A 19,406-nucleotide genomic window follows, 5' to 3' on the forward strand; every position below is an offset into this window, starting at 1 on the left:
TCCTTGTGTCGTGTCAGGCGCAGTGGCCGGTCTGGTCGGCGATGTCCTTGCCTGTGTAGACCCAGGCGTCAGGGACGGCTCGCCCTCCGGCTCCGTAGACGTCCCACTTGGTGGACGTGCCGTACGGGCCGGTCCTGGCCGGTCCCTCGATCCAGCACGCGACATAGATCGTCTCGCCGTACTGCAGGTAGGGCGTGACCTTCTGGTCCTCGTGGAGCGTGTAGATGGCGGTGTGACCCTCGTTGTCGCTCCGCCAGACCGTCACCAGGCGCGGCGCGAGCCCGGTGTCCGAGATGACCTCACCCTTGATGCCCCAGCGCGCCGTCCTGGTCTCCTGCGCCGATGCCGCGGTGGGCACCAGGCAGGCGATCACGACCGGGATCGCGGCCAGCCACATTCGTCTCTTCATCGGAACGCTCCGCACGCCCGGACCCCGTCGGCCTGCGTCACGCCCCGGCCGAGCTTCCCCGTGTAACGGTCCCCGAGGCCCGGCCGTGGCCGGTGTCCCCGTCAGCGCCCTCACCACTGTCGTCATCCGCACGTTGTTTCCCCTTTCCTGCTGCGGTGTGATCACCGTAGGGAAAGGGGGTGCGCGTTCCCGGCTACCGGATCGCGCAGTTCGCGCGCACGAAAAAGGCCCTCCCGGCGGGGAGGGCCTTACGTGTCTCGCCCGGTGTCTACCAGGGGGACTTGTTGTTACGCAGGCGCTCGAGCGCCTCCTCCAGGATGGCCTTGCCGTCCTTGTCGCTCCTGCGCTCCTTCACGTACGCCAGGTGCGTCTTGTACGGCTCGTTCCTGGGCGGCGCAGGCGGGGCCTGCTCGTCCTGGCCGGCTGGAAGGCCGCAGCGCGGGCAGTCCCACGTCTCGGGGACCGCCGCGTCGCTGGCGAAGCTGGGGCGCGTCTCGTGCATGTTGGCGCACCAGAACGAGACCCGCACTCTCGGAGCTGCCTCGCCGCGCTCGGCCTCCCCCATCGGGCCGGCGCCGACACGGCTGCCACGGATCGCGTTGCCACTACCCACGGATGAACTCCTCGCTCGATCGCCCCGCGAGACACGGGGGGAGAATCACTGTCACGCTTCTGCTCAGGGCTTGAGCAGCAGGCCCAGAGCGATGATGCAGACGAACCAGACGGTGCCCGTGATGACGGTCAGCCGGTCGAGGTTGCGCTCCACCACCGAGGAACCGCCGAAGTTCGACGAGAAGCCGCCGCCGAACATGTCCGACAGGCCGCCGCCCTTGCCCTTGTGGAGCAGGACGAGCAGGACCATCAGACAGCTCGCCAGGATAAGGGCGATGGAGATTCCGATTTCCACGGTATGCCTGTTCCTTCAATGCTCTGTTACGCGTGACGATTCAAACTTGCTTCTTGAGGGTACGGCTTGCTGTCAAGTCGCGCCTCCGGAACAACTCAGTTAGGCCGACAAATCGGGAAAACGGCAGATCTTGACGAACTCCCCTGCGTCGATGCTGGCACCGCCCACGAGCGCGCCGTCGACATCGGGTTGAGCCATGATCCCCACGATGTTGCCTGCCTTGACCGAGCCTCCGTAAAGGATACGGACACCCGAGGCCACTTCGGAGTCGTACAGCTCGGCGAGTCTGGCTCGCAACGCGCCGCACACCTCCTGGGCGTCCTCGGGAGTGGCCACCTCGCCCGTGCCGATCGCCCAGACGGGCTCGTAGGCCACTACTATCGATTTTGCCTGCTCGGCCGGGATTTTGCGCAGCGCTCCGTCGAGTTGCGACACGCTGTGCGCCACCTGGCCGCCCGCCTGCCGTACCTCCAGGCCCTCGCCGACGCACAGGATGGGCGTGATCGAGTGCCGGTAGGCGGCCTGCACCTTGGCGTTGACCAGGTCGTCGTCCTCCTGGTGGTACTGGCGGCGCTCGGAGTGGCCGATGACCACGAACGTGCAGCCGAGCTTGGCCAGCATCGCACCCGAGATCTCGCCGGTGTAGGCGCCGCCGTCGTACTGGGACAGGTCCTGCGCGCCGTACTCGATGCGCAGCTTGTCGCCGTCGACCAGCGTCTGCACGCTGCGCAGATCGGTGAAGGGCGGCAGGACCGCGACCTCGACGCGGTCGAGGTCCTTGTCGGTGAGCGCGAACGCCAGCTTCTGCACCAGAGCGATGGCCTCGAGGTGGTTGAGGTTCATCTTCCAGTTGCCGGCGATGAGCGGCTTTCTCACTGCAGCGCCTCCAGCCCCGGCAGGGACTTGCCCTCCAGGTATTCCAGGCTCGCCCCGCCACCGGTGGAGATGTGCGAGAAGCCGTCCTCAGGCAGGCCCAGCTTGCGTACGGCTGCCGCCGAGTCGCCGCCGCCCACCACGGTGAAGCCGTCGGAGGCGATCAGCGCCTCGGCCACGGCCCTGGTGCCGCCGGCGAAGGCGTCGAACTCGAACACGCCCATCGGGCCGTTCCAGAAGATCGTCTTGGCGTCGGCCAGCTTGGTCGCGAACAGCTCCCTGGTCCTGGGACCGATGTCGAGCCCCTCGCGGTCCTTGGGGATCGCGGTGGCCTCGACCACCTCGTGCTCGGCGTCCTTGTCGAAGTGCGTGGCCGCGAGCACGTCCACCGGCAGCACCAGGTCGACGCCGCGCTTGGCCGCCTCGTTGAGGAAGCCGCGCACCTGGTCGAGCTGGTCCTCCTGCAGCAGCGAGTTGCCGACCTCGTGGCCCTGGGCCTTGAGGAAGGTGTAGGCCATGCCGCCGCCGATGATCAGCCGGTCGACCTTGCTCAGGAGGTTGGCGATGACGCCGAGCTTGTCGGAGACCTTGGCCCCGCCGAGCACGACCACGTAGGGGCGCTCGGTGTCCTCGGTCAGCCTCTTGAGCACCTCGACCTCGCCCACGACCAGGCCGCCCGCCGCGTGCGGGAGCAGCTTGGGCACGTCGTAGACGCTGGCGTGCTTGCGGTGCACGGCGCCGAAGCCGTCCCCGACGTACAGCTCGGCCAGGTCGGCCAGCTTCGCGGCGAAGGCCTCGCGCGTGGCGTCGTCCTTGGACTCCTCGCCGGGCTCGTAGCGGAGGTTCTCCAGCAGGGCGACCTGGCCGTCTTCGAGGTTGTTCACGGCGCTTCGCGCAGATTCGCCCACGACGTCGGCCGCGAATGCCACATCCCGCCCGAGCAGCTCGCCGAGCCTGACAGCGACCGGCTTGAGCGAATACTTCGGGTTGACGGACCCCTTGGGGCGGCCCAGGTGGGCGCAGACGATGACCTTGGCGCCCCTGTCGACCAGTGCCTGAATGGTCGGGACGGACGCGCGGATGCGCCCGTCGTCGGTGATCGTCTCACCGTCCAGTGGGACGTTGAGGTCGGCGCGCACCAGCACGCGCCGCCCCGTCACGTCGAGATCGTCGATCCTGCGCATTAGAGTCCGCTACCCACCCGCTCGATCAGGTCGACGAGGCGGTTGGAGTAGCCCCACTCGTTGTCGTACCAGCCGATGACCTTGACCTGGTTGCCGATCACCTTGGTCAGGTTGGCGTCGAAGATGCAGGAGGCCGGGTCGGTGACGATGTCGCTGGAGACGATCTCGTCCTCGGTGTAGGTCAGGATGCCCTTGAGCTCGCCCTCGGCGGCGGCCTTGTAGGCGGCCTTGACCTCGTCCACGGTGACCTCGCGCGCGACGTCGACGGTGAGGTCGGTGGCCGAGCCGGTGGGGATCGGCACGCGCATCGCGAAGCCGTCCAGCTTGCCCTTCAGCTCCGGCAGCACCAGGCCGATGGCCTTGGCGGCGCCGGTGGAGGTGGGCACCACGTTGACGGCGGCGGCGCGGGCGCGGCGCAGGTCCTTGTGCGGGCCGTCCTGCAGGTTCTGGTCCTGCGTGTAGGCGTGGATGGTGGTCATCAGACCCTTCTCGATGCCGAAGGAGTCGTTGAGCACCTTCGCCAGCGGGGCCAGGCAGTTGGTGGTGCAGGAGGCGTTGGAGATGATCGTGTGCTGGGCGGGGTCGTACTTGTCGTCGTTGACGCCCATCACGATGGTGATGTCCTCGCCCTTGGCGGGCGCGGAGATGATGACCTTCTTGGCGCCGTTGTCGGCGTGCACCTTGGCCTTGGCGGCGTCGGTGAACAGGCCGGTCGACTCGAGCACCACGTCGACCCCGAGGTCGCCCCACGGCAGCTTGGCCGGGTCGCGCTCCTCGAAGACCTTGATGGACTTGCCGTCGACGGTGATCTCGTCGCTGGTCGCCTTCACCTCGTACGGCAGGCGGCCCAGGATGCTGTCGTACTTCAGCAGGTGGGCGAGCGTCGCGTTGTCCGTCAGGTCGTTGACGGCCACGATCTCGATGTCCTTGCCGCTGGCGGCGACCGCGCGCCAGAAGTTGCGACCGATACGGCCGAAGCCGTTGACGCCTACGCGGATGCTCACGGAACCGATCTCCTTGAACGTGATGGCGGGCTGAAACCTCAATCACGAACCCTATCGGACCCAAATTGGTTTAGACCACTCCAACCCCCGCCCTGCGTAGAGGTGATCCGGAAGCGCATTTTGTGGGCTTCGAGTAAAGTGCCCGACTCGTTGGAGTAAATCTCTGGGGGCTGAGATGTCGCAACGCAGGTCCGGCTTGCTGTCCGGACTGATCGTGGGGTTCATCGCATCGCTGGTGTGCGCCTTGGGGGTCGCCGCCGCCGTGTACGTCGAGGACCGCCTGCCCGCGGTCCTCAAGGCCTGGAACGGCTGGCCGCTCGCCACCGGGATCGCCCTGCTGGCAGGCGTGATCATCGGGCTCGCGATGGGCGCCGTCCGGCCCCGCAGCCTGCTGCTCCCGCCGCTGGCGGCGCTGTACGCGGGCGCCGCCGAGGCGGCCGGCCTGCTCGTGGGCATCGCACCGCACTCGATCCCGGTCATCCTCCCTCTGGATGTGTCGGGCACTGGCGCGGCTCTGCGACTGCCCAGGGTCGACGAGATCACGGACGGGCTGCGTCCGGCCCTGGGCTTCTTCCTCGAACCGATCAGAGTGTCCTGGCCCATCTGGCTGGTCGTGGCCGTCGCCGCGGTGGTCGCCTTCCTCACCGTCGCCCTCCGGGTACGCCGCGTGCGCCGGCGTGACCAGGAGCCCGACGAGACCCAGGAGCCGGAGGAGTCCGAGTACCGGGCCCCGTTCGAGCCCGCCCAGGCTCCCACCCAGCAGTCAACGGCGGACCTGTTCACCCCGCGCAAGCCCACCCAGAACCAGTAGGGCACCCCTTTACTCACCTCCCAAGGAACCCCCCACCATGAACCAGCAGAAGAGCGGCTTAGTCCCCGGCATCCTCGTCGGCCTCCTGGCCATGCTCGTCGGCGCCGGCCTCGTCGGCGCCTTCATCGGCCTCACCGGGCGCCAGATCGGCATCTTCGGCGTCGGCGTCGGCTTGCTGGTCGGCTTCGGCATCATGACCGTCAAGCCGACCAGTCCCGTCCTGCCGCCGCTGGCCGCCGTGATGGGCCTGGCGGGCGCGGCGCTCGGCCAGATCCTCGGCGTGTCGATCCTGGTGGCCAAGCTGGGCATCGACGGCATGCCTGTCAGCTTCGGCGACGCTCTTCCGGCGGTCGCCGGCAACTTCTCGGACGTCACCCGCGACAACCCCCTGATGCTGGCCATCTGGGCGATCAGCGCCGCCGCCGCGTTCTCCTTCGTCAACAAGCGCGTGAAGGAGGCCGCCCCGGCCGCCCACGCCGACGCCCCGGCCGGGCCCGCGGACGCTCAGGGCTGGACCCCCACGCCGCCCCAGGCCAACGCCCCCATGCCGCCCCAGGCCGACGTCCCTGCGGCGCCCCAGGCCAACGCCTCCCCGGCTCCCCAGGCCGACGAGCAGGACCCGGCTCCCAAGGCGTGACCCGCCGAGGGCGTCGTCCCCGAACGACGCCCTCACCACTCCCGCGCTGGACACGCAACGCCCGGTACGGCGAGCCATGGGTGCGGCCGGAGACCGGCCCGGGACCACGAAGCCACGGCAACAGTGCGGACGTAACGGCGAGCAACCCCGTGGGCCCTCACGACCGGCCAGGACAGGGGCCCGCCAGGCTACGGCGCGTGCGCGTTACCTCGGCCTGCCGTAAAAGATCAAGGAGCGAGCATGTCCACGGTGAGGTTGGCCTCGGTGTTGGGGATGCCAAGGTCGCAGGCGCGCTTGTCGGCCATCGCGAGCAGGCGCCGGATGCGTCCGGCGATGGCGTCCTTGGTGAGCGGCGGGTCGGCGATCTGGCCCAGCTCCTCCAGGGAGGCCTGCTTGTGCTCCACGCGCAGCCGCCCGGCGATCACGAGGTGGTCGGGAGCCTCGTCGCCCAGGATCTCCAGGGCGCGCTGAACGCGGGCTCCCGCGGCGACGGCGGCGCGGGCCGAGCGGCGCAGGTTGGCGTCGTCGAAGTTGGCCAGCCGGTTGGCGGTGGCGCGCACCTCGCGGCGCATGCGCCGCTCCTCCCAGGCCAGCACGCTGTCATGGGCGCCGAGCCGGGTCAGCAGCGCGCTGATGGCGTCGCCGTCGCGGACGACGACCCGGTCGACGCCGCGCACCTCGCGGGCCTTGGCGTGGATCTTCAGCCGCCGTGCGGAGCCCACCAGGGCGAGCGCCGCCTCCGGGCCCGGGCAGGTGACCTCGAGCGACATCGACCGCCCCGGCTCGGTGAGCGAGCCGTGCGCGAGGAACGCGCCGCGCCAGGCGGCCTCGGCGTCGCAGGCGGCTCCCGCCACGACCTGGCGGGGCAGGCCGCGGACCGGTCGGCCGTGGTTGTCGATGAGGCCCGTCTGCCGGGCGAGCGCCTCACCGTCGCGGTAGACGCGGACCACGTAACGCGAGCCCTTGCGCAGCCCGGCGGGCGCGAGCACGAGCACCTCGGCCTTGTGGCCGAAGACCTCGCCGATGTCCTTGATGAGCCGCCGCGCGGTGGCGTTGGTGTCGAGCTCGGCCTCGATCACGATGCGTCCGCCCACAAGGTGCAGGCCGCTGGCGAACCGCAGCAGCGTCGACACCTCCGCCTTGCGGCAGCAGGGCTTCAACACCGGCAGGCGGCTCAGTTCGTCCTTCACCACACCCGTCATCGCCATAAGCGTTAGTCCTCCCCCATTCAGACCGGCTCTCGTCAGTCTCTCGCACCTTGGCACCGCGCCGACCAGGATCAACGCTTCTGGAGGAAAATCTCGTCCAGGACGGAGGCAAGACGTCGTGGGTCGTGCTTGGGCGAGCCGTCGCCGGCGGCCACCTCGGCGGTGACGAGCCTGCCGCCCAGAACCGAGGCGGCCTTCTCCAGCGCGTCGCGGTCGTCGACCACGGCCGCGTCGGCGAGGACGATATCTATCGACAAGTCGGGTGCGTGCTGGCGGAGGACCTCCAGGTGCTGCTGCGGAGAGAAGTCGTCAGTCTCCCCCGGCTGGGGCGCCAGGTTGAGCGTGACGAGCCGTTTCGCCTTGGTGTGGTGCAGTGCCCTGGCCAGCTCCGGCACCTTCAGGTGCGGCAGCACGCTGGTGAACCAGGACCCGGGCCCGAAGACCACCCAGTCGGCCTCGTGAATCGCCTCGACGGCCTCGGGCCGCGCCGGGGGGTCCTCGGGAACCAGCGAGATGGCCTGGACGCGCCCGGGCGTCAGCGCGCAGGCGACCTGCCCGCGCACGGTGGAGATGACGCCGTCGAGCTCGACCTCGGCCACGATGTCGAGCGGCACGGAGGCCATCGGCAGCACCCTGCCCTGGGCGCCGAGCAGCCGCCCGACCCAGTCGAGGCCCATGACGGGGTCGCCGAGCAGCTCCCACAGCGCCACGATCAGCAGGTTGCCGACGGTGTGGCCGTGCAGCTCTCCCTCGCTGCGGAAACGGTGCTGGACGACGTGGCTCCAGGTGCTGCCCCATTCGTCGTCGCCGCACAGCGCGGCCAGCGCCATCCGCAGGTCGCCGGGGGGCAGGACGCCGAGCTCGCGCCGGAGCCTGCCGCTGGATCCGCCGTCGTCGGCCACGGTGACGACGGCCGTCAGCCGATCGGTCACCGCCCGCAAGGCGGACAAGGACGCATAGAGCCCATGCCCTCCCCCGAGTGCCACCACCCGAGGTCCGCGCTGTGAATCGGCCGTCAGCTCGTACGGCGAGGCCGCTGCGTGATCCGTGTGTGCGCGCTCATCCGTCACTCCCGCCCCACATCCCGGTGACTCACCTGGACCTCCATCCCGCGGTCGCGTAGCCGGGCGGCGACCTGCTCGGCCATGGCCACGCTGCGGTGCTTGCCGCCCGTGCATCCCACTGCCAGAGTCGCATAGCTCTTGCCCTCGCGCGCGTATCCGGCGGCGACGACCTTGAGAACCTCCTCGTAGGCGTCGAGGAACTCCTTGGCGCCCGGCTGGCCGAGCACGTAGTCGCGCACGGGCGTGTCGAGCCCGTTCATCGGCCGCAGCTCGGGCACCCAGTGCGGGTTGGGCAGGAACCGGCAGTCGACCACGAGGTCGGCGTCGACCGGCAGGCCGTACTTGAAGCCGAAGGAGACCACGTTGAGCCGGAGCCCGGGGCGGTCCTCCCCGCCGAAGTAGGCGACGATCTTGTTGCGCAGCTCGTGGACGTTGTGCGCGGAGGTGTCGATGACCAGGTCGGCGTTGGCGCGCACCTCGCGCAGGATGCCGCGCTCGCGGGCGATGCCGTCGACCAGGCGGCCCTCGCCCTGCAGCGGGTGGGGCCTGCGGACGTTCTCGAACCTGCGCACCAGTTCCTCGTCGCTGGCCTCGAGGAAGACCACGCGGACGCGGACCCCGCGCCCTTCCAGTTCCTCGATGGCGGCGTTGAGGTCGGTGGTGAAGGCCAGGCTGCGCACGTCGACGACGGCGGCGACCTTGTCGGCGGCCAGCTTGACCTTGCCCGCCTCCTCGGCCATGGCGAACAGCAGGCCGGGCGGCAGGTTGTCGATGACGAACCAGCCCAGGTCCTCGAGGGCCTTGGCGGCGGTGCTGCGGCCCGCTCCCGACATGCCGGTGACGATGACGAACGCCGGCTCGGTGGTGTTCACGGTCACTCCCCCTTCAGCGTCGACACGATCACCTCGGCTGTGGACTGTCCGATGCCGGGGACCTCGCAGATATCGGCGACGGTGGCTTCTTTGAGCTTCTTCAGCGAGCCGAAGTGCTTGAGCAGCGCCTGCTTGCGCGCCGGGCCGAGCCCTGGCACCGCGTCGAGCGCGCTCTCCTTCACCGCCTTGGACCTCTTGGAACGATGGTAGGTGATGGCGAACCTGTGCGCCTCGTCGCGCACGCGTTGCAGCAGGTAGAGGCCCTCGCTGGAGCGCGGCATGATGACCGGCTGGTCGTCGCCGGGCATCCACACCTCCTCCAGACGCTTGGCCAGGCCGCACACGGCCACGTCGTCGATGCCGAGCTCGTCGAGCGCGCGCTGGGCGGCGGCGGCCTGCGGCCCCGCACCGTCGACGACGACCAGGTTGGGCGGGTAGGCGAACTTGCGCGGCTTGCCGGTCTCGGGGTCGATCGGCCCGCTGCCCTCGTCCGCGGCCAGCTCGCCGGTGTTGGCGCGCTCTTCGAGGTAGCGCTTGAAGCGGCGGTGGATGACCTCGTAGATGGAGGCGACGTCGCCTTCCTTGGTCTTGACGGCGAAGCGGCGGTATTCGCTCTTTCTTGCCAGCCCGTCCTCGAAGACCACCATCGAGGCCACCACGTTCTCGCCCTGCAGGTGGGAGACGTCGTAGCACTCGACGCGCAGCGGCGCCTGGTCGAGCTCGAGCGCGTCGGCGATCTCCTGCAGCGCCTTGCTGCGGGTGGTCAGGTCGCTGGCGCGGCGGATCTTGTGCTGTGCCAGGGACTCCTTGGCATTGCGCTCGACGGTCTCCATCAGCGCCTTCTTGTCGCCGCGCTGCGGCACGCGCAGCTCCACCCTGGCGCCGCGCTGCTCGGTCAGCAGCTCGGTGACGGCATCCGGCTCGGGTGGCAGGGCGGGGACCAGGACCTCGCGCGGGATCTCGCCCTCGGCGTAGATCTGCAGGAGGAAGTGCTCGACCAGGGCGCCGGGCGTGGTCTCCTCGACCTTGTCGACGACCCAGCCGCGCTGGCCCCTGATGCGTCCGCCGCGCACGTAGAAGACCTGGACGGCGGCCTCGAGCGCGTCTTCGGCCAGCGCGATCACGTCGGCGTCGGTGGCGTCGCCGAGCACGACGGCCTGCTTCTCCAGCGCGCGCTGCAGCGCCTGGATGTCGTCGCGCAGCCTGGCGGCCCGCTCGAACTCCTCCTCGGCGGCCGCCTCGCGCATCTCCTTCTCCAGGCGCTTGATGAAGCGGCTGGTGTTGCCTGCCATGAAGTCGCAGAAGTCTTCCGCGAGCGCGCGGTGCTCCTCGGGGGTGACCCGGCCGACGCAGGGGGCCGAGCACTTGTCGATGTAGCCGAGCAGGCACGGCCGGCCGATCTGCCCAGCGCGCTTGAACACCCCCGCGCTGCAGGTTCGGACGGGGAAGACGCGCAGCAGCAGGTCGACGGTCTCGCGGATGGCCCAGGCGTGGGAGTAGGGCCCGAAATAGCGGGTGCCCTTGCGCTTGGCGCCGCGCATCACCTGCACGCGCGGGAAGTCCTCGCCCATGGTGACGGCGAGGTAGGGGTAGGACTTGTCGTCGCGGTACTTGACGTTGAAGCGCGGGTCGAACTCCTTGATCCAGGAGTATTCGAGCTGCAGCGCCTCGACCTCGGTGCCGACGACGGTCCAGTCGACGTCGGCGGCCGTGGTCAGCATGGTCTGGGTGCGCGGGTGCAGCGCGGAGAAGTCCGCGAAGTAGGAGTTGAGCCGCTGGCGCAGGCTTTTCGCCTTGCCCACGTAGATCACGCGGCCGTGCTCGTCCCTGAACCGGTAGACCCCGGGTGACTCGGGGATCGATCCGGGTTTCGGCCGAAAACTCAAGGGGCTCGCCACGCGCTCAAGCCTATCGACCCCAACCGACAAGCCCGCTACTCGATCTCTTCTGATGCAGGGCTTGGTGATGTACGGCGAGCCACCCCACCGACCGGTTATACGGACCAGCCGATTCCCTCTGCCAGGAGCCGATCGCGCACCGCCGCGGCGGCCGGGTGGGATGCGCCCGCGCGGGTCACCAGGAAGAGCGTGTTGAGCGGGGCGACCTCGGGCTCAAGCAGGGTGCGCAGCCGTCCGGCCGCCAGCTCGTCCGCGCACAGGTAGCGCGGCAGCACGCTCACCCCCGCGCCCGCCACCACCGCGGCGAGCACGCCGCGCAGGTCCGGCACGACCAGCGCCGGCGGGCGGGTGAGCCGCACGCCGAACACGGCCCGCCAGTAGCGGCGCAGGATCGGCAGGTTCTCGGCGTAGGCCACCAGCGGCGCCCTGTCGAGCTCGCCGGCCCATCCGGGCGCCGCGACCAGCACGAACTCCTCGTCGCACAGGGCCTCGACACGCAGCCCGCCCTTGCGCGGCCTGACGCTGGCGACCACCAGGTCCAGGCCGCCGCCGGCCAGCGCGGCCAGCAGTTCGTCGGGCAGCCCCAGCGTGGCCCGCACCTGCAGCCCTTCGGCGACCATGGGCGCGAGCGCGGGCAGCACCCTGGCGCACATGATCTCGGCGGGTCCGCCCAGGTGCACCGCGCGCCCGAACGCCTCGGCAGGCCCGCTGAGGTCGCCGAGCACCAGCTCCTCCAGCGAGTCAAGCGGCCCGGAGACGCGGCGGGCCAGCTGGTCGGCGGCAGGGGTGGGCGCCATCCCGCGCGGCAGCCGCTCGAACAGCGGCCGTTCCAACATCTCCTCCAGCGTCCTGATCTGCGCGGTCACGGCCGGCTGCGACAGGCCGAGCAGCTCGGCGGCGCGGGTGACGGAGCCGGAGCGGTGCACGGCCAGGAACGTGCGCAGCAGGTCGAAGGACAGTGCCATATCAGAATTCTGATGGACGCACCCAGGTGTGGCTATTGGCGGCCGATGGCGGATCGGGGTGAGCATGGGGGCATGACGAAGCGCATTCTGATCGTGCTGACCAGCCATGCGGAGCTGGGCGACACCGGCCGCGGGACCGGTTTCTACGTGTCCGAGGCGGCGCACCCGTGGGAGGTGTTCACGCGGGCGGGCTTCGAGGTGGAGTTCGCCAGCGTGGCGGGCGGCGCGCCGCCGCGGGACGGGGTGGACCTCGACGACCCGGTGCAGCGGCGTTTCCTCGACCTGCCCGGACTCGACGCGACGCCACGCGCGGCGGAGGTCGATCCGGCCCGGTATGACGCGATCCTGTTCGCGGGTGGGCACGGCACGATGTGGGACTTCCCGGACAACCCCGGGCTGGCCGCCGTGACCAGGGCGGTCTACGAGAACGGCGGCGTGGTGTCCGCGGTGTGCCACGGTCCCGCCGCGCTGGTGGGCGTCACGCTGTCGGACGGCGCTCCGCTGGTGGCGGGGCGCCGGGTGGCCGCGTTCACCGACAAGGAGGAGGCGGCCGTCGGGCTCACCGATGTGGTGCCGTTCCTGCTGGCCTCGCGGCTGCGCGAGCTGGGCGCCGAGCACGTGCCCGCGCCGGACTTCCAGGCCCAGGTCGTCAGCGACGGGCGGCTGGTGACGGGGCAGAACCCCGCCTCCGCCGCCGGGGTGGCCGAGGCGGTCGTGGAGGCGCTGCGCCATGGGTGAGACCGTCTCGATCCAGACCCCCGACGGGCCGATGGGCGCCTACCTGGCACGGCCCGCCGCGCCCGGCGCCCACCCCGGCGTCATCGTGGCGCACCAGCTGTTCGGCGTGACCGAGGACGTGCGCGCGGTGGCCGACCGGATCGCCCGCGGCGGGTACGTGGTGCTCGCCCCGGACTTCTACCACCGGGCGGAGCCCGGCGTCGAGCTGCCGGTCACCGACGAGGGGCGTGCCCGCGGGTTCGAGCTGATGGCGACGCTCAGCCGTACCGGCGTTCTTGACGACGTCAGGGCGGCGGCCGAGGAGCTGGCCGCGCGCGGGGACACGACCGGGGCGGTCGGCATGGTCGGGCTCAGCCTCGGCGGGCACCTGGCCTACCTGGCGGCCACCCGGCTGGACCTGGCGGTGACCGTGGTGCTGTACGCGGGGTGGCTGACGGGCACCAAGATCCCGATCAGCAGCCCCGAGCCCACGCTCGACCTGTCGGGCGGCATCAAGGGCCGGCTGGTGTACATCGTGGGCGACCGCGATCACGTGGTGACGGCCGAGCACCGCACGGCCATCGCCGACCGGCTGCGCGACGAGGGCGTCGCCCACACGATGGTGGTGGTCGAGGGTGCCCCGCACGCCTTCCTGTCCGACCCCGCCTCCCCCCATCAGGAGGAGGCGTGGCGGCACATCGAGCAGGCCCTGCGGGACGGCCTCGCCTGACGGTCAGGCCAGCGTGATCTCGTCGCCGCTCACCTTGATCTGCTTCTCGGCCAGCGGCTTGGTCGCCGGCCCCTTGGCGACCGAGCCGTCGGCGGCGTTGAACTTGCTGCCGTGACACGGGCAGTTGATCGTGCCGTCGGCCACCGTGGCGACCGTGCACCCCTGGTGGGTGCACACCGCGGTGAACGCCTTGAACTCGCCCGCCTTCGGCTGCGTCACCACGATCTTCTCGCCGGCGAACACCTTGCCGCCGCCGACGGGGATCTCCGAGGCCTTGCCCAGGCTCCCGCCCGGTGCCGCGGCGACCGTGGCGCTGGTACTGCCTGTATCCGTGCTGTTGCCGCCACAGGCAGCCAGGGCAAGCGTGAGGCCGCCCGCGCCGACACCCGCGATCACCGCTCTGCGGCTCTTGAGCTCATCTCCCATGCGAGCACCCAATCGCACGCACGTGAGAAAATCATGAAAAAGGGCGCTAGGCGATCGAGATCTCGCCGCCCTTGACGTCGATCTTCTTCGCGGCCAGCGGCTTGGTCGCCGGTCCCTTGACGACCGAACCGTCGGCGATGTTGTACTTGCTGCCGTGGCACGGGCAGTTGATCGTCCCGTTCGAGACGGTCGCGACCGTGCAGCCCTGGTGGGTGCAGATCGCGCTGAACGCCTTGAACTCGCCGGCCGCGGGCTGGGTGACGACGACCTTCTCCTTGTCGAAGACCTTCCCGCCCCCCTCGGGGATCGCACTGGTCTTCGCCAGCCCCTCGGCGACCTTCTCCTTCTCTTTCTTCTTCGACGCGGCGGCCGAAGGCTCGCTCTCCGCGGTCGCCTCGGTGGTCTGTCCTCCGCTGGCGGTGCCGTACCCCGCGCAGGCGGTGAGCACGGCCGCCAGCCCGGCGCCCCCGGCCCCCAAGACCACCGCGCGGCGTGTCGTATCGGTCATGTCTGCGTCCTCCCAGGTTGGGTCTTACTTCTTCAGGTACGGCTCGCGGCTGCGCGCCGGTTCAGCGTGCCGCACCTGCATGCCCGGGAACCACGCACAATTACCCGTTCACACGACCACGATTCCGTCGCCCTGCACCTGAACCTTGTAAACCGTGAGCGGCGCCTTGGCCGGGCCCTTGACCGGCTGGCCGGTGTCGCAGGAGAACTCGCTGCCGTGGCACGGACACGTCATGACGTCGTCCTCGGGCGAGCCGACGGTGCAGCCGGCGTGCGTGCAGACCGCGCTGAACGCCTTGTAGACGCCCTGCTTGGGCTGCGTGACCATGATCTTCCACTCGTCGACGAGGTGGCCGCCGCCCACCGGCACGTCGGCGGTCTTGGCGATGACCTTGCCCTTGATCCCGGCAGCCGAGGTCGGCTTGCTCCCGCCGCCGCACGCCGTCAGCGCCAGCCCGCACACGGCGACTCCGGCCGCCCCAAGGACCTCGCGCCGCCCGATTCCGGGCACGCGAGAACCACTCACCTTGCCTGCCATGGACACTCCCCGTTAGGTCTCTTTACCTGCGCATAAGCCTATTGAGACCAACCCCCGGTCCTCCACCCGCCCCCGACCCGAGCCGGTACGGCAAGCCACGGGGTACGGCGCAACGCGCACGGCGGGACCTCACGCCTACCTGTCAGCCCACCGCTCTCCCCCAGGCCACCAAGCGCCGGCGGGATCTGCGTACGCCTTGCTTGTGGAATCGCGTTCGGCGGTGTGTCGGTTCGGGCCGCTTACTCGGCGGCGTCCCGAGTTCGGGAGGGTGGGGTTGACCTTGGGGGTGGGGCGGAGGGAGACTCCGTTTGTGATCTTGGACTTGTTGCGGGAGCTGGTCGGCATCGACTCCGTGAATCCCGAGCTCGTGCCCGGCGGGGCGGGGGAAGTGGCGATCGCGGATCACTGCGCGCGGTGGTTCGGTGAGCGCGGGTTCGAGGTGCACCGGCTCGAGGAGCGGCCGGGGCGGCCGTCGATCGTGGCGATCGCGCGCGGGAGCGGGGGCGGGCGGTCGCTGATGTTCAACGGGCATCTCGACACCGTGGGGCTCGCCGGGTACGACGGCGATCCGCTGGCGGCCGAGGAGCGTGACGGGCGGATCCACGGCCGGGGCACCTTCGACATGAAGGGCGGGCTGGCCGCCATGATGGTGGCCGCGCACGAGGCCAAGCAGCTCGGGCTGCGCGGGGACGTGCTGGTGGCGTGCGTGGCCGACGAGGAGTTCGGCAGCCACGGCACGGAGGAGGTGCTGCGGCACTTCACCGCCGACGCCGCCATCGTGGCCGAGCCCAGCAACCTGGAGCTGACGGTCGCGCACAAGGGGTTCGCCTGGTTCGAGGTCGAGATCGAGGGGCGGGCGGCGCACGGGTCACGGCCCGACCTGGGGATCGACGCGATCGTCAAAGCGGGGCATTTCCTGGTCGCCCTGGAGGAGTGGCAGCGGCGGCTCGGCGCCGGGGACGTGCACCCGCTGCTGGGCGCGGGCAGCGTGCACGCCTCCACGATCGACGGCGGGCAGGAGGCCTCGACGTATCCGGCGCGGTGCCGGGTCACGCTGGAGCGCCGTACGGTTCCCGGCGAGACCACCGAGTCGGTGCGGGCGGAGCTGGAGGCGTTGCTCGACGGGCTCGTGGCCACGGTGCCCGACTTCCGGTACCGGGTGGTGCAGGGGCTCGGGCGGCCGCCGTTCCAGGCGGACAGGGAGTCGCCGATCGTCGCCTGCCTGGCCGCGCAGGCGGAGAAGGAGCTCGGGCATCCGCCCGTGATCCGGGGTGAGCCGTTCTGGACCGACTGCGCGCTCTACGACGCGGCCGGGATCCCCTGCGTGCTGTACGGCGCGGGCGGCGCGGGCGCCCACGCGGCCACGGAATGGGCGGACGCGGCCTCGGTCGAACGCCTCGCCCGCATCTTCACGGCCACCATCGCCGACTTCTGCGCCTGACCCCACCTCTCCTGCGAGTCATCGGTACGGCAGGCCCTTCGCAACGGCCCCCGGCATCCACCCGGACCCGAGACGTCCTGAAACAAGCGCGGGACCCCACGGGTGCGCCGCCCATGGCCCGCGATGCGGAACCCACCTGAGGGCGTCCCGCACGGGTCCGGGGGCGGCCCGCCGTACCGGTGCGACGACACCCCGTGCGGCGACCCGCCGCAGCGGAGCAACGACACCCCGTGCGGCGACCCGCCGTACCGGAGCGACGAGACCCGGACGGCGACCCGCCGTAAGGAGGCGACGACACCCCGGGCGGCGGCCCACCGTGCAGAAACGGCGAGACCCCGGGCGGCGGGATGCTGCGCGGGGTCTCGGGGAGGTGTCAGAGGGTGAGGATCTTGCGGAGGAAGCGGGCCGTGTGGCTCTCGTCGACGAGGGCGACCTCTTCGGGCGTGCCCGAGGCGACGAGGGTCCCACCGCGGGAGCCGCCCTCGGGCCCCATGTCGATGATCCAGTCGGCCGTCTTGATCACGTCGAGGTTGTGCTCGATGACGATCACGGTGTTGCCGCCGTCGACCAGCCGCCCGAGCACGCCGAGCAGCCGCCGGATGTCCTCGAAGTGCAGGCCGGTGGTCGGCTCGTCGAGGACGTAGATCGTCCGGCCGGTCTGGCGGCGCTGCAGCTCGGAGGCGAGCTTGACGCGCTGCGCCTCACCGCCCGACAGCGTGGTGGCGGGCTGGCCGAGCCGCACGTAGCCGAGGCCGACGTCGTTGAGCGTCTGCAGGTGCCGCTTGATCGCCGGGATCGCCTCGAAGAAGCCGAGCGCCTCCTCGATCGGCATGTCCAGCACCTCGGAGATGGTCTTGCCCTTGTAGTGGACCTCCAGCGTCTCCCTGTTGTAGCGGGCGCCGTGGCAGACCTCGCAGGGGACGTAGACGTCGGGCAGGAAGTTCATCTCGATCTTGATGGTGCCGTCGCCGGCGCACGCCTCGCAGCGGCCGCCCTTGACGTTGAAGCTGAAGCGCCCCGGCTGGTAGCCGCGCACCTTGGCCTCGGTGGTGGCCGCGAACAGCTTGCGGACGTGGTCGAACACGCCGGTGTAGGTGGCCGGATTGGAGCGTGGGGTGCGCCCGATCGGCGACTGGTCGACGTGGACGACCTTGTCGACCTGGTCCATCCCGTTGATGCGGGAATGCCGTCCGGGCACCGTACGGGCGCCGTTGAGCTCCTTGGCCAGCGCGTTGTAGAGGATGTCATTGACCAGCGTGGACTTGCCGGACCCCGACACGCCGGTGACCGCGGTGAACACCCCGAGCGGGAAGTCGATGTCGACGCCCTTGAGGTTGTGCTCGCGCGCGCCCTTGACAGTGATCTGCCGCTTCTTGTCGCGCTTGCGGCGCTTGGCGGGGATCGCGATGGACTTGCGGCCCGACAGATACGCCCCGGTCAGCGACGCCTCGCTCGACAGGAGATCCTGTACGGTGCCCGACACGACGACCTGGCCGCCGTGCTCGCCCGCGCCGGGGCCGATGTCGACGACCCAGTCGGCGGCGGCGATGGTGTCCTCGTCGTGCTCGACCACAATCAGGGTGTTACCCATGTCGCGCAACCGGATCAGCGTCTCGAGCAGGCGCATGTTGTCGCGCTGGTGCAGGCCGATGGACGGCTCGTCGAGCACGTAGAGCACGCCGACCAGGCCCGAGCCGATCTGCGTGGCCAGCCGGATGCGCTGCGCCTCACCACCGGCCAAGGTGGCCGCGGCGCGGTCCATCGTCAGGTAGTCCAGGCCGACGTCGAGCAGGAAGCCCATACGGGCGTTGATCTCCTTGACCACCCGCTCGGCGATCTGCATGTCGCGGTCGGACAGCCGCAGCGCGGCCAGGAACTTGGCGCACTCGCCGATCGACATGGACGCCACGTCGGCGATCGACTTGTCGGCCACGGTCACGGCCAGCGTGACCGGCTTGAGCCGCTTGCCGTCGCAGGCCGGGCACGGGATCTCCCGCATGTAGCCCTCGAAGCGCTCGCGGGTGGCGTCGCTCTCGGCCTCGGCGTGCCTGCGCTGCACCCACGAGATGACGCCCTCGTAGGTGGTGTAGTAGGAGCGCTGGCGGCCGTAGCGGTTGCTGTAGCGGACGTGGACCTGCTCGTCGTGGCCGAACAGCAGCGCCTTCTGCGCCTTCTTGGGCAGCTTCTCCCACGCGGTGTCGAGCGTGAAGCCCATCGTGTGGCCGAGCGCCTCGATCAGCCGGACGAAGTACTCGCTGGTGTGGCCGCCGGACCACGGGTGCAGCGCGCCCCCGCGGAGGGTGAGCTCCGGGTCGGGCACGACCAGCTCGGGGTCGACCTCCATCTTCGTGCCCAGGCCCGTGCACTCGGGGCAGGCGCCGAAGGGGGAGTTGAAGGAGAACGAGCGCGGCTCGAGCTCCTCGAACGACAGGTCGTCGTAGGGGCAGTAGAGGTGCTCGGAGTAGAAGCGCTCGCGGCCGGGGTCGTCCTCGGGCAGGTCGACGAACTCCAGCGTGATCGTGCCGCCGGACAGCTGCAGCGCGGTCTCCACCGAGTCGGTCAGCCGCCGCACCGCCGTGTCCTTGACCGACAGGCGGTCGACGATGACCTCGATGTCGTGCTTCTCGTACTTCTTCAGCACCGGGGGCTCTTCCAGCCTGACCACGGTGCCGTCGACGCGGGCCCTGGCGAAGCCCTTGGTCTGCAGCTCGCGGAACAGCTCGCCGTACTCGCCCTTGCGGCCTCTGACGACCGGGGCCAGCACCTGGAAACGGGTGCCCTCCTCCAGGTCCATCACACGGTCGACGATCTGCTGCGGCGACTGGCGGGCGATCGGGCGGCCGCATACCGGGCAGTGCGGCTTGCCGATGCGCGCCCACAGCAGTCGAAGGTAGTCGTAGACCTCGGTGATCGTGCCGACGGTCGAGCGGGGGTTCTTGCTGGTGGCCTTCTGGTCGATCGAGACCGCGGGCGACAGGCCCTCGATGAAGTCGACGTCCGGCTTGTCCATCTGGCCGAGGAACTGGCGGGCGTAGGCCGACAGCGACTCGACGTAGCGCCGCTGGCCCTCGGCGAAGATCGTGTCGAAGGCAAGGCTGGACTTGCCCGAGCCGGACAGGCCGGTGAAAACGATCAGAGAGTCTCGCGGTAGGTCGAGCGAGACGTCCTTGAGGTTGTGTTCACGTGCACCACGCACGATCAGGCGGTCTGCCACG

The 19,406-nt window shown here is 70.3% G+C and carries 20 protein-coding genes; 5 read left to right on the plus strand and 15 right to left on the minus strand.

Annotated features, from left to right (window positions below; all coding sequences use genetic code 11):
- Positions 1–13: 13 nt before the first annotated feature.
- The 6 genes from KIK09_RS37250 to gap form a co-directional block, all read right to left on the minus strand.
- Positions 14–409 carry a hypothetical protein gene (locus KIK09_RS37250; RefSeq protein WP_214324140.1) on the minus strand — a complete coding sequence of 132 codons (396 nt, stop codon included), beginning with the start codon at positions 407–409 and terminating at the stop codon, positions 14–16.
- Between the two features lie 268 nt (positions 410–677).
- Positions 678–1,022 carry an RNA polymerase-binding protein RbpA gene (locus KIK09_RS37255; protein WP_214324141.1) on the minus strand — a complete coding sequence of 115 codons (345 nt, stop codon included), beginning with the start codon at positions 1,020–1,022 and terminating at the stop codon, positions 678–680.
- Positions 1,023–1,085: 63 nt separating this feature from the next.
- On the minus strand, positions 1,086–1,316 hold the full coding sequence (secG, locus tag KIK09_RS37260; RefSeq protein WP_214324142.1) for a preprotein translocase subunit SecG: 231 nt from the start codon (positions 1,314–1,316) through the stop codon (positions 1,086–1,088).
- Positions 1,317–1,415: 99 nt separating this feature from the next.
- Positions 1,416–2,192, minus strand: coding sequence for a triose-phosphate isomerase (gene tpiA / locus KIK09_RS37265; protein WP_308164538.1), 777 nt, complete (start codon positions 2,190–2,192; stop codon positions 1,416–1,418).
- Entirely contained in the window at positions 2,189–3,373 is a 1,185-nt protein-coding gene (locus KIK09_RS37270; protein WP_214324143.1) for a phosphoglycerate kinase, read from the minus strand. The genes tpiA and KIK09_RS37270 overlap by 4 nt, the downstream gene beginning before the upstream one ends.
- The gene (gene gap / locus KIK09_RS37275) at positions 3,373–4,377 is read right to left on the minus strand and encodes a type I glyceraldehyde-3-phosphate dehydrogenase (protein WP_214324144.1); all 1,005 of its coding nucleotides are present in this window, start codon (positions 4,375–4,377) and stop codon (positions 3,373–3,375) included. The genes KIK09_RS37270 and gap overlap by 1 nt, the downstream gene beginning before the upstream one ends.
- 175 nt (positions 4,378–4,552) lie before the next feature.
- Between gap and KIK09_RS37280 the strand changes: the two genes are divergently transcribed.
- On the plus strand, positions 4,553–5,188 hold the full coding sequence (locus KIK09_RS37280) for a hypothetical protein (protein WP_214324145.1): 636 nt from the start codon (positions 4,553–4,555) through the stop codon (positions 5,186–5,188).
- Between the two features lie 37 nt (positions 5,189–5,225).
- A complete protein-coding gene (locus KIK09_RS37285; protein ID WP_214324146.1) occupies positions 5,226–5,825 on the plus strand; it encodes a PrgI family protein in 600 nt (199 codons plus the stop codon).
- Positions 5,826–6,052: 227 nt separating this feature from the next.
- Here the strand turns inward: KIK09_RS37285 and whiA are convergent, their stop codons facing one another.
- The 5 genes from whiA to KIK09_RS37310 all read right to left on the minus strand — a co-directional run bounded on the left by whiA (position 6,053) and on the right by KIK09_RS37310 (position 11,832).
- Positions 6,053–7,033, minus strand: coding sequence for a DNA-binding protein WhiA (whiA, locus tag KIK09_RS37290; RefSeq protein ID WP_214324147.1), 981 nt, complete (start codon positions 7,031–7,033; stop codon positions 6,053–6,055).
- Between the two features lie 71 nt (positions 7,034–7,104).
- Positions 7,105–8,022: a gluconeogenesis factor YvcK family protein gene (locus KIK09_RS37295; RefSeq protein WP_214324148.1), complete on the minus strand. Its 918-nt coding sequence runs from the start codon at positions 8,020–8,022 to the stop codon at positions 7,105–7,107.
- Positions 8,023–8,099: 77 nt separating this feature from the next.
- Positions 8,100–8,969, minus strand: coding sequence for an RNase adapter RapZ (gene rapZ, locus KIK09_RS37300; RefSeq protein ID WP_214324149.1), 870 nt, complete (start codon positions 8,967–8,969; stop codon positions 8,100–8,102).
- A gap of 2 nt (positions 8,970–8,971) precedes the next feature.
- On the minus strand, positions 8,972–10,867 hold the full coding sequence (gene uvrC, locus KIK09_RS37305; protein WP_214324150.1) for an excinuclease ABC subunit UvrC: 1,896 nt from the start codon (positions 10,865–10,867) through the stop codon (positions 8,972–8,974).
- Between the two features lie 95 nt (positions 10,868–10,962).
- A complete protein-coding gene (locus KIK09_RS37310) occupies positions 10,963–11,832 on the minus strand; it encodes a LysR family transcriptional regulator (RefSeq protein WP_214324151.1) in 870 nt (289 codons plus the stop codon).
- 72 nt (positions 11,833–11,904) lie between these two features.
- On the opposite strand from KIK09_RS37310, the gene KIK09_RS37315 reads away from it, so the two are divergent.
- Together KIK09_RS37315 and KIK09_RS37320 are read left to right on the plus strand one after the other, a co-directional pair.
- Positions 11,905–12,570, plus strand: a complete 666-nt coding sequence (locus KIK09_RS37315; protein ID WP_214324152.1) for a type 1 glutamine amidotransferase domain-containing protein — start codon at positions 11,905–11,907, stop codon at positions 12,568–12,570.
- Positions 12,563–13,279 carry a dienelactone hydrolase family protein gene (locus tag KIK09_RS37320; protein ID WP_214324153.1) on the plus strand — a complete coding sequence of 239 codons (717 nt, stop codon included), beginning with the start codon at positions 12,563–12,565 and terminating at the stop codon, positions 13,277–13,279. Before KIK09_RS37315 ends, KIK09_RS37320 begins: the two co-directional genes overlap by 8 nt.
- Positions 13,280–13,282: 3 nt before the next feature.
- On the opposite strand, the gene KIK09_RS37325 is transcribed toward KIK09_RS37320, so the two are convergent.
- The 3 genes from KIK09_RS37325 to KIK09_RS37335 all read right to left on the minus strand — a co-directional run bounded on the left by KIK09_RS37325 (position 13,283) and on the right by KIK09_RS37335 (position 14,750).
- The gene (locus KIK09_RS37325) at positions 13,283–13,705 is read right to left on the minus strand and encodes a Rieske (2Fe-2S) protein (RefSeq protein ID WP_214324154.1); all 423 of its coding nucleotides are present in this window, start codon (positions 13,703–13,705) and stop codon (positions 13,283–13,285) included.
- Positions 13,706–13,751: 46 nt separating this feature from the next.
- Positions 13,752–14,213, minus strand: coding sequence for a Rieske (2Fe-2S) protein (locus KIK09_RS37330; protein ID WP_214324155.1), 462 nt, complete (start codon positions 14,211–14,213; stop codon positions 13,752–13,754).
- Between the two features lie 108 nt (positions 14,214–14,321).
- On the minus strand, positions 14,322–14,750 hold the full coding sequence (locus tag KIK09_RS37335) for a Rieske (2Fe-2S) protein (RefSeq protein WP_214324156.1): 429 nt from the start codon (positions 14,748–14,750) through the stop codon (positions 14,322–14,324).
- A 310-nt stretch (positions 14,751–15,060) separates the two neighbouring features.
- Here KIK09_RS37335 and KIK09_RS37340 point away from each other — a divergent pair, with 310 nt between their 5' ends.
- Entirely contained in the window at positions 15,061–16,191 is a 1,131-nt protein-coding gene (locus KIK09_RS37340) for an ArgE/DapE family deacylase (RefSeq protein WP_214324157.1), read from the plus strand.
- 373 nt (positions 16,192–16,564) lie between these two features.
- Here the strand turns inward: KIK09_RS37340 and uvrA are convergent, their stop codons facing one another.
- Entirely contained in the window at positions 16,565–19,405 is a 2,841-nt protein-coding gene (gene uvrA, locus KIK09_RS37345; protein WP_214324158.1) for an excinuclease ABC subunit UvrA, read from the minus strand.
- Position 19,406 lies beyond the last annotated feature (1 nt).

The sequence above is a fragment of the Nonomuraea sediminis genome, assembly GCF_018531495.1.
GTDB lineage: Bacteria > Actinomycetota > Actinomycetes > Streptosporangiales > Streptosporangiaceae > Nonomuraea > Nonomuraea sediminis.